The organism is Cellulophaga sp. L1A9 (assembly GCF_009797025.1).
Lineage (GTDB): Bacteria > Bacteroidota > Bacteroidia > Flavobacteriales > Flavobacteriaceae > Cellulophaga.
This window is the reverse complement of sequence record NZ_CP047027.1, coordinates 2,559,955-2,573,352: the sequence shown is the minus strand read 5'-3', so window position 1 is coordinate 2,573,352 and position 13,398 is coordinate 2,559,955. Positions and strand designations below refer to the sequence as shown.

General features: G+C 34.7%; 9 protein-coding genes. 1 reads left to right on the top strand and 8 read right to left on the bottom strand.

Features of this window, described 5'->3' with window-relative positions:
- Positions 1 to 10 precede the first annotated feature (10 nt).
- From GQR94_RS11125 to cyoE, 3 genes are all read right to left on the bottom strand, one after another.
- Positions 11 to 985 (bottom strand): cytochrome c oxidase subunit 3, encoded by a 975-nt coding sequence (locus GQR94_RS11125; protein ID WP_158975572.1) that lies wholly within the window; start codon positions 983 to 985, stop codon positions 11 to 13.
- 149 nt (positions 986 to 1,134) lie between these two features.
- Positions 1,135 to 1,716, bottom strand: coding sequence for a cytochrome c oxidase subunit 3 (locus GQR94_RS11120; protein WP_158975571.1), 582 nt, complete (start codon positions 1,714 to 1,716; stop codon positions 1,135 to 1,137).
- A gap of 7 nt (positions 1,717 to 1,723) precedes the next feature.
- Positions 1,724 to 2,623: a heme o synthase gene (gene cyoE, locus GQR94_RS11115; RefSeq protein WP_158975570.1), complete on the bottom strand. Its 900-nt coding sequence runs from the start codon at positions 2,621 to 2,623 to the stop codon at positions 1,724 to 1,726.
- 129 nt (positions 2,624 to 2,752) lie between these two features.
- Here cyoE and GQR94_RS11110 point away from each other — a divergent pair, with 129 nt between their 5' ends.
- On the top strand, positions 2,753 to 3,649 hold the full coding sequence (locus tag GQR94_RS11110; protein ID WP_158975569.1) for an MBL fold metallo-hydrolase: 897 nt from the start codon (positions 2,753 to 2,755) through the stop codon (positions 3,647 to 3,649).
- 61 nt (positions 3,650 to 3,710) lie between these two features.
- Here the strand turns inward: GQR94_RS11110 and GQR94_RS11105 are convergent, their stop codons facing one another.
- The 5 genes from GQR94_RS11105 to sprA all read right to left on the bottom strand — a co-directional run bounded on the left by GQR94_RS11105 (position 3,711) and on the right by sprA (position 13,398).
- A complete protein-coding gene (locus GQR94_RS11105; RefSeq protein WP_158975568.1) occupies positions 3,711 to 4,514 on the bottom strand; it encodes an energy transducer TonB in 804 nt (267 codons plus the stop codon).
- Between the two features lie 105 nt (positions 4,515 to 4,619).
- Positions 4,620 to 5,339 (bottom strand): energy transducer TonB, encoded by a 720-nt coding sequence (locus GQR94_RS11100; RefSeq protein ID WP_158975567.1) that lies wholly within the window; start codon positions 5,337 to 5,339, stop codon positions 4,620 to 4,622.
- 61 nt (positions 5,340 to 5,400) lie between these two features.
- Positions 5,401 to 5,748, bottom strand: a complete 348-nt coding sequence (locus GQR94_RS11095) for a VanZ family protein (RefSeq protein ID WP_158975566.1) — start codon at positions 5,746 to 5,748, stop codon at positions 5,401 to 5,403.
- A gap of 37 nt (positions 5,749 to 5,785) precedes the next feature.
- Positions 5,786 to 6,166, bottom strand: a complete 381-nt coding sequence (gene gcvH / locus GQR94_RS11090) for a glycine cleavage system protein GcvH (protein WP_158975565.1) — start codon at positions 6,164 to 6,166, stop codon at positions 5,786 to 5,788.
- Positions 6,167 to 6,240: 74 nt separating this feature from the next.
- The gene (gene sprA / locus GQR94_RS11085) at positions 6,241 to 13,398 is read right to left on the bottom strand and encodes a cell surface protein SprA (protein WP_158975564.1); all 7,158 of its coding nucleotides are present in this window, start codon (positions 13,396 to 13,398) and stop codon (positions 6,241 to 6,243) included.

Here is a 13,398-nt window from a genome sequence, read left to right as displayed (position 1 = left end):
TAATTTAAAATTAAACCAAGTAGAAAAATGTGAATACGAATACCCAAACTAAATCTACAAAGTGCCAGTATAAACCAACTTTTTCTACCATCTCATAGCTACGTCTTTTTTCGTACGTACCCAATACCACGTTAAAGAAGATAATAATATTTATTACTATTCCTGAGAAAACGTGAAAACCGTGAAATCCAGTAATAAAGAAGAAGAAATCTGCAAACAATCTGCTTCCGTATTCGTTATGAATTAAGTTAGCTCCCTCAACAACTTGAGAAGCACTTAATAATTTCTTTAGAGAATCTTCTCTAGACAATACTGTTTTATGCCCGTCCTCATTTTTCAATTCTGTACGAACTAATAAATTAGGATGTTCTTTAAAACCTTCTACAACTTCATTTACGCTATATGTTGGCAAAGTACCTTCGCTCATAAACCATATACCGCTTCTATTTTCATGTTTCGTACGTTCGCCTGCTATTTCTTTAGAGAAATCTGCAATACCAACACGTTCACCAGACTTAGCATCTACAAATTGTAAAATTCTACCTCCTTTTGTTTCAATTGCTCCATGATCTCCTTTAATAAAGGTAGCCCATTCCCAACCTTGTGACCCTACGAAGATAATACCTCCGATAATGGTTAAAAACATATACCAAGTAACTTTGGTTTTTTGCATTTTATGACCTGCATCAACAGCTAATACCATCGTCACTGATGACATAATCAAAATAAAAGTCATGAACGCAACATAAATCATTGGAAAGTTGCCATGAAAAAACGGAACGTGTGTAAAAACTTCATCGGCAATTGGCCAAGTTTCTATAAATTTAAATCTTGAGAAGCCATATGCTATAAGAAAGGCTGAAAAGGTCAAAGCATCTGACATGATAAAAAACCACATCATCATTTTCCCATAACTCGCACCTAGTGGTTTATTACCACCACCCCATACATTTTGTTCCTCACCCGTTGTTACCGTAGTATCCATAAATATATTATCGCGTTAATAAAATTTTCACAAATTTACATTTTTTTTAACCAAACAAAATTTTTGGTTTTAAAAAAATCAAAAAATCGACATTTCTTTTCAATCTTTTGGCTAATTGCCAAATATTAAACCTTTTATACGTGTATTTATTACTTATAAAAGTAAAAAAACAGCATTAAATACACCCAAAGTAAATCTATAAAGTGCCAAAACGTTGCACCTAACTCTATCCCTAAGAGATTTTCAGGTGAATATTTCCCCCTAAGTTGATTTACAATCACCACTATTAATGTAATTAACCCTGCAACAACATGAAAAATATGCACCATAGCGATCAGGTAAATATACGAAGTTGTTACACTACTAGATTCTCCTGTAAAATAAAATCCTTGCGCTACAATTTCTGAAAAACCTCTAAACTGCAAGACAATAAAAGTAATTCCTAATACAAAAGTTGCCATTAAGAAACCTGTACACAAAGAAGATTTATTTCCTCGCATTGCTTTCTTCGCTAGAATGAAAGTTAAACTACTTAGCACTAATACACAGGTGCTAAAAATAAAAATAGTTGGCAGTTGAAAATCTGTTAGCCAATCTTCTCTAGTGCTGCTTACAATATAAGCACTTGTCCAACCTGCAAAGGTCATTAGTAAACTAACAATACCAAACCAGAGCATCATTTTTTTTGCTCGTCCAGTCTTCTCTGCTATTGTTCCTTCTGTTAAATCCATTTAATTGTTATAAAAATTTATCTACTACATATACCACCTGCATCAATGTAATATAACTGACACTGGCCAACATTAATTTTTTTGCAGAAGGATTATCAAGCTTTTTATATAATCCAAAAGCATATACTAACATTACCAATCCTAAAATAAAAATTATAATTGCTGCCGGAATTGAAAGCTTTAACGCTCCTGTTATTCCAAAAACTGGAATCACAGAAACCACAATCATCCAAATAGTATACATAATTATTTGTAAAACGGTACTTCTATCTTTTTTTCCGGTAGGTAACATTTTAAACCCTCCACGTTTGTAATCTTCATCAAGCATCCACCCTAAGGCCCAAAAATGCGGAAATTGCCAAAAGAACTGAATCATAAACAAAGTTCCTGGTTCTACGCCAAATTCATCGGTTGCTGCAACCCAACCTAACATGAAAGGAATTGCCCCTGGAATTGCACCCACAAAAACAGCTAATGGTGTTTTTGTCTTCAATGGAGTATAGGCACTAGTGTATAAGAAAATTGAAATAGCCCCGAACATTGCTGTTTTAGGATTTAAAACATATAATGTTGCAATACCTATAACGGTTAGTACAATAGCGATCACCAAAGCGGTACGAACAGAGAGTCTTCCTGCGGCAATAGGCCTATCTTTAGTCCTATTCATCAGCGCATCAAGATCTTTCTCAATAATCTGATTAAATGTGTTTGAAGCTCCAACCATACAGTACCCACCAAAAGCAAGTAATAAAATTGGATACAATTGAATTTCTGGAGCACCTAAAAAATAACCCGCAATAGCAGAAAAAACAACGCTTATAGAAAGCCTTGCTTTAGTAATTTCTTTAAAATCAGCAAAAATATGGGTCTGAGACCCTTCTTTTACCGAGCTTACTGCCGTTTTCATTCGGAATTTTTATTGGAGTGCAAAGATAAGTCCAGAATGCTATTTGTGCAACGAAAATGATATGTTTATGTAATATTTATAAATGATAGACGACTAATTCACAAATATTTAAATTAAAAATAACTACACATGCAAAGTCTTAAATTTTTCGCACTCCAAATACTTTTATTTTCTTCGATTTTAACTGTTAAAGCTCAAGAAGCAAAAGTTCAAATAATACCCGAAAAATTAACCGAAAACATATACATGCTCACAGGACAAGGTGGCAATATTGGGATCTTTATTGGTCCTGACAACATAATTATGATCGACGATCAATTTAACCACTTGAGCAGCCAAATAAAAGAGACTATAGCAACATTAAGCAAGAAGCCAATTGCCACCTTGTTTAATACGCATATGCATGGCGATCATACCGGTGGGAATGCAAATTTTAATACACAAGAAATTACACTCATTGCTCAGGACAAGGCTAGAGAAAGAGTGAGCGAGAACAATCTGAAAAAATTAAAAGCACAAGAAATAGACAGCATTTATTACAATAAGATGTTACCCGAAATTACCTTTTCTGAAGACCTAACACTTTACAAAGGAAATGAAACCATAATGGCTTTTCATGTACACCATGCCCATACCGATGGAGATGCAATGGTTTATTTTGTAAACAACAATGTACTTCACATGGGAGATACTTATTTTTCAACAGGCTATCCGTTTATAGATTTAAAAAGCGGCGGTAGTGTTAGTGGTTATATAGATGCTCAAAAAAGAGCTTTACTTTTAATTGATGACCAAACTAAAATAATCCCAGGACACGGAAAATCATCGAACAAAAACGAGCTCGAAACCTACGTGATAATGCTGGAGGACATCAAAGAAAACGTCCTTAAAGCCATTGCAAATGGCGCTACACTTGAAGAAGTTGAAACAAATACTGAAATATCTAAGAAATATGACGCTAGCTATGGTGGCGGATTTATAAACCCAGAACGATTAAGAGCTACATTCTACAGTAGTTTAAAATAAAAAAAATGTTTGCGGTGTTGATATGCACCGCAAACATCTTTTACAAGTCATTTAATACCGACTATTGCAACTTAAAGTTGATAGGAATACTAAATGAAACTTTCACTGGCTCCAGACGTTGCATTCCAGGTTTCATTTGCGGCAGCTTACTAATAATACGAGCCGCTTCTTCCTCTAAAATCTTAGCAGGGCCTTTCAATTTTAAATCTTCAATGTTACCATCTTTACCAATTGTGAACATTACATACACCTTTCCTTGAGTATGTGTCTCTACAGCGGCCTCAGGATACCTGAAATTTTTTAAAATATGCTGCTGCATGCTTTTCTCAAAACAAGTTTGTCTTTCAGATTTAGCAACCGATTCACATCCTGGAAATACAGGAACATCCTCTAAAGCTACAAATGCAAAAACCTCATCAATAATAGGTTTTACAACTATAATATCACTTGGCTTAAGATTAGAGGTATTTTCCCTTACAGGCTCACTTTTAAACTCCTTGGTATCTGGAACCTTAAAATCATCAGGAACGACCTGCAAATCCTGAGGCTCTACTACCATAACTACTGGTTCTGACTGTGCTTCTGATTTTTCTACCTCAAAATTTTTCAACTCCGGATACATTTCAAACGTCTCCACAATACCAGAGGATTGCACCAATTCCTTCTGTTGAAACTTATCAAATGCCATTTCTAATCCAAAATAAACGAGAAACATTGCAGCTATTAATCCAACTTGGAAATAGATAAAACTGTTTTTTCGTAGATTTGCATCTTGTTTACTCCCTTTGGAGTTTGCAGATTTGTACGCTTTACTGCTGTTCTCATTCCCGTGAGAACCTGCAGTCCTTGTGTTACTTTTTTTCATAATAGTAAATATTTATGTTGTTACTATTTTGTTAAAACACAAGAAACGTACCAAAAAAAAATCCAGAACCTAGGTTCTGGATTTTTAATTATAAATAATATTTTTTTATTGTAATTTGAATGTAATTGGAATACTAAAAGGTACCCTTACAGCTCTACCTCTTTGCTTACCTGGAGTCATTTTTGGTAACTTTCCGATAATTCTTGCTGCTTCAGCCTCTAAGTTTTTATCTGGACCACGCATTCTAACACTACCAATACTACCATCTTTTTGAATAACGAACATTACATTCACTTTTCCTTGAACTCCCATTTCTTGAGAAATTTCTGGATATCTAAAGTTTTTATTGATATGCTTAAACATCATCTTTTGAAAACACTCTCTTAAAGCATTTGCTCCTTTACTTTTTTCACTTTCACATCCTGGGAAAATTGGAACATCTTCAATAACAGAGAAAGGAATATCTAAATCTTCTTCTACTTCCGCAACTTCAATTTCCGCAACCTCTGCAACTTCAGTATCTTCATTTGCTTCAGTAGCCTTAATCACCGTTTCTGGAACATCAGCTTCATCTTCTACCACTTCAATAATTTCTGGTGCAGCTGGTGGTGGTGGTGGTGGTGGAGTTTTTATTTGCTCAATCATAGGAACCTCCTCATCTAACATATCATCAATATTCTGAGAAAGGTCATAATCTGTAACGTCATCGTATTTCTTGTACTCCAAAGCTTGCCATGTAATAAGCATAACTAAAGCAAGTCCTGCTACGAAATACAGACCACTATTTCTACCAACATCCGCCTTTGGATTCTTTTTTAATTCCATAATTCAAAAATTTATCGTGAGCTAATTTAATTATTTATTTATAAAAACGGTAATATTTCTTTCATTTTTGAGCAACTCTTTTAGAATAATAGGTTTTAACAGCTATAAACCCACAAATTGCGCCAAAAGAATTGGCTAAAAAATCTAAAAAATCTGCATTTCGAGTTGTTGTGACAACATATTGAAGTATCTCAATAATCATACCATACCCAATAGCAAGAAAACAAAAACGTAATGCTACTTTTTTAAAATCAATTTTTACGTCTTTATATTCTAAATAAGATAAGCTCCCGAATATTGTAAAAACAAAATAAAAGGTAAAATGGACGAGCTTATCTAGATGTGGAATATCTAGCCCCTCCGTTGATACTTCTTTAAATGAAAATAAGCTGAGAAATGTTACACACATTACCCAGCCTATAAAAATTATTGTAAACTTATATTCTTTAAGCACCTATTAATTCCTTATAGTCCGCATCACTTAATAATGCTGCTACCTCAGAGGCGTCACTTATTTTAATTTTAATCATCCAACCTTTTCCATAAGGATCACTATTTACATCTTCTGGAGCATCTTCTAGCGCTTCATTGAACTCAATAATCTCACCAGTTAATGGCAAAAATAAATCAGACACCGTCTTAACAGCTTCTACTGTACCAAAAACTTCATCTTTATCAAGGGTCTCATCTAAAGTCTCTACCTCAACATACACAATATCACCCAACTCTCCTTGAGCAAAATCGGTAATACCAACTGTTGCAACATCACCTTCTATTTTAACCCACTCGTGATCTTTTGTGTACTTTAATTCTGACGGTATATTCATAACATTTATTTATAAAATTCTATAAAACAAATGTAAAATATTAATATAAGGTATTCAAGAAAAAGATGCTGTGTTTAATTCCCAAAATTATATCGAATAGTAAATCCTGTATTAATTGTCGTTTGTGGAAAAGCAGTAGACACTGCAAATTTTGTAAAGGAATGATCATAGAAAAATAAAGCATTCAAATTTTTACTCAAAGCATAGTCTATACCCAATTTGATTGAAAATAAATTTTGCCCAGATGTAATTTGATTATTATCCAAATCTAGATTTCGTATATAGGTAATATTATCCCGCATGGTTGCGTCTAGCTTAATATTTAAATCGCCTTTCAATCTTGTCTTTTGCCCACCAATATTGGTCACCATTTGCACATCTTTAAAACGATACCCTAAACCTACGGTATAATCTTTACCATTAATTTCGGTAAGCAAGCTATTATCAAAACTTAGGGATAGTACGCGGCTTGTTCTAATTTCCGCAAGTACGCTCATAGAGTTCTTCATCTCAAAATCTACCTTAACTAGCGGATTAAACTCATCCGTTAAAACAACATTACTAATAATGTTATCTGGTAAAATATCTAAGGTTTCCGAATTAATTGCCGGTAAGCCTTCATTTTGTAATTGCACCTTCTCTAAATTGGTTTGGAAGGAGTTGATACTATACGATGCTCTATACCCATGACTTACAGAAAAACGCTTAAATTTTTTCTTAAACCATTTACTGTTCATCAACCCAGTATATTTCAAGTTCCAATTTGGAATTGGAATATCCCTAAAAGCATCTAAATTTACCCTATCTACTCCCTGACCTGTATACGCAGCAAAGAATGCAGGAAGTAACACTTCTTGATTAGATTTTCCATATTGCTCAGGAAAATCATCTTCATCTAAAGGACCTGGTGTTTGCCCTCTATCCTCAATAAGTCTATTTGCAATAGTAATTCTGTTTTGCTTGAAAGTTTCAAAAGCATCGGAAGTAAACTCATCACTTTTACCAAAAACAGTTCCAATCATTACAGTAGAAACACTAAAGTTACCATAATCATTACCTAATAAGTTCTGATAAGCGTATTGACCATCTCCAAGATCACTTACGGTAAAGTTTTCTTCATACCTATTCTGATATTGTCTGTCTGCAGAAAGATCAATCGTTAAATCTTTCATTGGTTGCGCTGTTGCCGTAATATTTAATCTCTTATTTACATTCTGAACATATTGATCATTAAAATCATCAAACGTCGTCAACCACCCATTTCTAGCAGCTTCATAACGAATATCTGCCTGTTGGCTACCAAACACATATCCCAAAGAAGGTCTCGTTGTTCCAATAAAGCCAATTGATTGTGTATATCCTGGTAAAACAGTCCCGCTATTCTGAGTATAGTTAACATTTAAACGCTTCACCATAGTTACGATATCTACAAACGTATTAAACAACGGACTCGTTTTATTAGAATCTTCTTCTTTACCTGTTTTTACATTTCTACCGCTAGCAGCTTTAGCTCTAGCACTACCTGTAACCTTTTTAAGTCCTATTAAATCATACAGCTTTTGCATGTTCATATTCGCAGATAATGCATGCGTTCCTGAGTTTTGTACCGTATTGATATTCTCTCCCGCAACCTCATTTAAGGCATCGCCTCCTCGCTGCCAATCAAAATTACTAGTATAGGTATACTGAGATGAAATAAAATCTAATGCAGGAATTAATTTGAATGGCAATTCATAGTTCAAGGTCATCTGCTGTGCATGCCTATTAGGCTCACCAATGTCCCAAAAACCATCCCACAGTTCTAAATCTTGATTTATTTGTGATGCAGAATTCTCATCTTGATTAAAGTAATTCCGAACAATATTATTGTTTGATGCCTGTAAGTTTACCCGCAACGACTTAGTCAGGGAATAATTTAAAGCATATTGCCAATTGAATAAATAATTACGTTGTTGCAATAATGGCAATTCCAAAGCTTCTACTCCTGGTTCTAAAACATCTCTAAAACGTTGCTGATTGAATGCTCTATTAATGTTAGAATTTATAGAAACTGAGGTTGGCAATAAATTTAAGTTTAATTCTTTCAACCATTTCCAATATGCACCTGTAAAAATAGAATCTTTATTAGCAAGAGGCGCAACAGTTAATGGCTTAAAATTGTGATTGTATACAAAACCAGTGTTTACCGTTTGCTCCCTTAGGCTTGCGATTTCAAAATCTCTATGATCTGTTTCATTGTACGAGTAATTAAAGGTGAAATTTTCAATATCATAAAAATTCTCTTCTGACTCATCGCTTCTATTTTTACGAACACCTATAAAGTTGATACTTGTTCTCTTAGTATATTCTTCTGCCTGTTCTAAAATAGCATCTTTCTCTTCTGTTGACGTCGCTGCACTAATACGATCATCTAATTTCAAATCATCATACACAGGGTCATATTCTGGAGTAATAATCTCTTCAGAAATTCCGTAATTGAAAGGCAATTGCACCCCCCATTTAGTAGGAAGCAATTGTCCTAAATTAACATTCGTAACTATGTCATACGAAGTAATATCTTCCAAAGATCTTTCTGTCGTAGTTTGATCAACTGATCCAAAACCAGAAGTACTCTTACTTCCCGTTGCAGAAACATTTGCGAAATCTGCCATATTTAAATCTACCGCACCTACTGCAGCCCAACCACCTTCACTGTTTATCCCAGCCAAACGCAATTCATTAAACCAAACCTCCCCACGTGCTGGTTGGCTGTCTTGATTCTTCACCCCAACCATCATACTTCTAAGGCTTCCTAAAGAAGGATTTCCTTTAATACCAATACGCGTCACTCCTGGTGTTCTTGCTGCAAATTCCTCAACACGAAAAACAGTACCATCAATAACTTCGTAATAATTGACATCCGCTAAGGTCTGATTCGCTATTCCGAATGATTTTACTTTCCCTAAATCACTTAATGTTATACTTAGTTCATTGTTTTCTGGCCAAATATCATCTGCCGAAGTAGCATTATGTGGTGTAAACTCTAATGGGATTTCTATCTGATAAAAATTCTGCGTAAAATCTGTTCCAAATCTTAAGAAACCTACTAAAGGAGTTTCCCCGTCTAAATAATCAGCTTCAAATAATTCTTCGGCATGCATGAACATTTTTAATTTCTCATACTGACGGATATCTATGTTGATATTTTTATACACCCCTCTGGAATCCTCGGCCTCCAAATTTTCTATATAAAAAGAAAGCGATTGTTCATTCTGATTGATAATAGTATTGTTATTATTCAATTGCTCACGAATTACGCCTGGAGGTAATACATAAGGAATAGGTGCTCTATTTTCGTTTTCTTGAATGTTTACCGTATTAACATCTACAATTGTATTATCATCAGTTGGTTCATCATCTACATCTGGCTGTAAAGATTTTGTATATGAACGCCAATCTCCACGTACCAAATCTAAAGTTGCAAAACGCAATGATACATCACTAGAGAACCCCGTTAAATACATTCTCATAAAACTCATTGATCTAAAATCAGATATCCCACCAATAGCATCTGTAAAATCTGCCAATGGAATTTTGTACTGAATCCAACGGCTATTGACCACGGTACCATCCGGTATTTCAGTACCCGAAAGTTCGTTCACACGAATATCAGTCACATATTGATCATTTACTGTTGTGTTTGGTTTTATTTGAATACGATATTCATAGTAGCTATTAATCGTGTTCATTGTTAAATCACGATCTATATCTTCTACATCCGGTAAGGTTGTAGATCCACGGTTTGTATCTGTTACTTGTACTGGCGAATTCCCTTCTGGGTTGTTATAATCAAAATAACGTTCTAATACATTACCATCTCTATTTAGGTAATATTGATAGTTATCTAAAGCAGGATCATTTCCTGAATTATTACTAAATATTGACGCTTCTGCTGTATCTGATAATCCATCAAAACCCACATCCTGTAGCCCCCTATTGGTCTCACTTACATCAAAAGCATATACTAAGGATTGTGTTGATGGCACTTGTCCCCAAGAAGTTTCTGATACAAGGTCATTACTATCTACTCCTGGCAAACCATTTTCATACTGTTTTTTACCATCCTTTAGTACATCTTCTGAGATATTACCAAGGTTAATCACCAACTCACCTGAGCTAGTCGCATCACCATCTACATAGGGATCTAATACCCAAAATTGTACATATTCTACATTTGACTGCTCAAAATTAGTACTACTTAACGCTCGCATAATACCACCCCACTTTTCTGTAGGCTGCTCCGTTGTAAAATTAGGATTGTTGTTATAGGGTCCTTTTGCATTTGGGTAGTAGGCTAAATCTAATGTTGTTTGCACACTCGTTTGCCCAATTGCCTGATCCGTTTCCGGAAAAACTTCATCTATAAAAACCCTACGTGTTGAATTCTTAGACACATCACTATCTGAAACCCCTGAAGGCCTTTGGCTAGTGTAAAATATTGGATCAATAGAATACCAAGCCACTTTTGCCCTACCGTACCCATTCTCTAAATTTAAAGGATCACTAGGCGAACTTCCTGACAATTGACCACCATCTGCAAACTCTAAAGGAGCACTTGCAAGTGACCAACCCAAAGAAGATCTAATATCTATGGAAGATTGTGCACCTTCAAAATCATCAATATACGTTGTAGACTCGCCATCAAAATCATCATTCTTAGGCGTACTAGGATTTAACATGGCCACCTCTGCACGTACGGATAAATTAGATGGAACATCGGTATCAATATTTGGCAATTTATTCACCAAACGTGTTAGAAATGGAACTTCTGTTGAGAAATTAGTATTTAAACCAAAAATGGTATTATTCACCGATTCTGATCCGTAATTTGCCTTCTGCGTTTGCGGACGCTCATTAAGATTTATTAATGTACCACCAATTAAGAAATTCTTATTTACTTGATGTTCTATATTTAAACCCGTATACCTTCTTGATTGTTGCCCGAATACCGCCGTGTTTTCTACAGATATATTTATAGGTGTATTAGAAGCTTGTAAAGACGGATCAATAATTTGTACCGTCCCCGCTTGGTAATTAACTGTGTAATCTACGCCTTCCTGAAGTTGACGCCCACCTGCAGTTACCGTAACAGACCCTTGAGGCACATTAAAGGCACCAATAGAAATACCATTACTACTTGTAGATTTATATTCTCCTTTTAATAAAAATTTATTTTTATCAGAATCTTCTAAGGCCGCTGCTTTTGTAGATGCATACATATTTCTGTATACATATTTTTTTTGGTTATCGTTATACCCTTGATCATTGTCTACATCATATGCACCACCCCCAAGTGTTTCAAATAAATACTCCCCAAAAGGTTCTACTTTAGTAAATATAATACTACCGTTTCTAGAGTTTATCGTTATTCCTTCATAGAAATCGAAAAAACCATCTCCTCCAGACTGTACATCATTATAGACATTTAATCGGTCAAAATTAAATACATCTAATAAAATACGCTCTTCCAGATTAGTAGGCCAACCAATATCATTTACTTTAGTAATATAATTTCGTGAGGTTGGATCTGTATAAAGGATATTCATTTTAAAATCATCCTGACTTAAACTATATGCTCCTGTAGCATATATATTCTTCATCATTAAATCCCAAATAGGATCACTAACTGTAGTTATATTACTTTTTAAAAGTTTCAGCACTAAAGTATTGTTATTAACCTCAGTAGTAGTCCCTGTCGTTGTTGTCGTTGTTGCATCACTACTCGTAGCAAATTCCCCTACTTGATAAACTTGACCTTTATAGGTATACTGAAAAGCGACAGCTAAAACCTCATCATTACTCAGTTGTTGGTTTAAAGAAATATATCCTAATTGCTGATCAAATTGATAATCTGTGCTTTCGGTTAATTTTCTTGCATTTTCCAATATAGCATAATCAAACCCTTGATTAATTTGATAGGCTCCAGAAATATTAAAACCAGCTTCTACAGTTGCAATATCTCTAACAGAAGCTGTTAAAGCACCGCCATCTCCAATAAGTGCTGGGTCAAAATCATTGGCCCCGTTTCTAGGTAAACTACCTGCACTTGAAGTATTGAAAAAGCCCGACGGAGCCCCGTTCATACTGCCTATTCTTGTTTTTTCAGATTCTGCCTCCCCTAAATCCTGAATAGCAACTACGTTTCTAACATTAAGAGTTTGCTGGCTTCTATTAGTCACCCAAACTTCTAATCTTGTAATTTGTACAGATGTATTTTTGTAAGGATAATTCTCTAAAGACGTATCATAAGTATCTCTAAAATATTGTGAGAGGAAAAAATGCTTGTCCTCTTCATAATCTAATGCGGTAATTGAAAAATCATTAATAGCCCCACCACCTTGAGCAACAACAGTATTATTTTGAGATTGTTGGTCGGAGAAGACCGCAGTTACTGTTGTTTTCCCAAATTGTAATTGTGTTTTAACCCCGAACAAACTTTGAGCACCTTGAATCAAAGAGCTATTAAGCGGCATACTCACATTACCTATTTCTATTTTCTGAATAATATCGTCCTCCGTTGGCGTATAGTCTAATTTTACAATGTTCTGAAAATCAAACGTAGCTTCGGTGTCGTAATTGGCATTTACGGTTAGTCTTTCTCCAATTTTACCTAGCATACTTAAACTGATACGCTGATCAAAATCAAAAGACAAATTTGTTCTGTTTCTAGGAGAAAGAGATGGGTTGTCATTTTTTTGCCAAATAACACCTAAATCCATGGCTACAGAACCTTGAGGTATTACCTCAATAGTATTCCCACCAAAAACCGACTGAAAAAAACTATTGTTGACATAAAAGTTAGGTAAAAGATTTTTCCTAGCTTCTTCACTACCTTCTTTTTTACCTACATAGGCATCCATCTTATCTTTGAAATAAGATTTCATGGTCTCTTTTCTAACCAGTTCTTGAAATTGCTCTGGTGTTAGGATGATTGGATAACTAATATCAAAATCGCCAACAGTTTCAGAATAAATGTAGCGATCTAAATCAGGATCATACGAATATTTTGAAATAATACTTTTGGGGTTCTCCATTTTAATACGCCCAAGTGAATACCCTGTTTTTACAGAATCTACTTCTTGTTCGTTAGTATCTTGCGCATTGGTTTGCTGCGATACTCCGAAGAAAATAATGAATACGATTAGTAGCTTAAATCTCAAAGATTTAAGAGTTGGTTTTGCCCTATTTTTCAA

Excerpts from the sequence above, each read along its gene's own strand:
- GQR94_RS11125 (WP_158975572.1), bottom strand. The coding sequence starts at position 985 with ATGGATACTACGGTAACAACGGGTGAGGAACAAAATGTATGGGGTGGT.
- GQR94_RS11120 (WP_158975571.1), bottom strand. The coding sequence starts at position 1,716 with ATGGATTTAACAGAAGGAACAATAGCAGAGAAGACTGGACGAGCAAAA.
- cyoE (WP_158975570.1), bottom strand. The coding sequence starts at position 2,623 with ATGAAAACGGCAGTAAGCTCGGTAAAAGAAGGGTCTCAGACCCATATT.
- GQR94_RS11110 (WP_158975569.1), top strand. The coding sequence starts at position 2,753 with ATGCAAAGTCTTAAATTTTTCGCACTCCAAATACTTTTATTTTCTTCG.
- GQR94_RS11105 (WP_158975568.1), bottom strand. The coding sequence starts at position 4,514 with ATGAAAAAAAGTAACACAAGGACTGCAGGTTCTCACGGGAATGAGAAC.
- GQR94_RS11100 (WP_158975567.1), bottom strand. The coding sequence starts at position 5,339 with ATGGAATTAAAAAAGAATCCAAAGGCGGATGTTGGTAGAAATAGTGGT.
- GQR94_RS11095 (WP_158975566.1), bottom strand. The coding sequence starts at position 5,748 with ATGTGTGTAACATTTCTCAGCTTATTTTCATTTAAAGAAGTATCAACG.
- gcvH (WP_158975565.1), bottom strand. The coding sequence starts at position 6,166 with ATGAATATACCGTCAGAATTAAAGTACACAAAAGATCACGAGTGGGTT.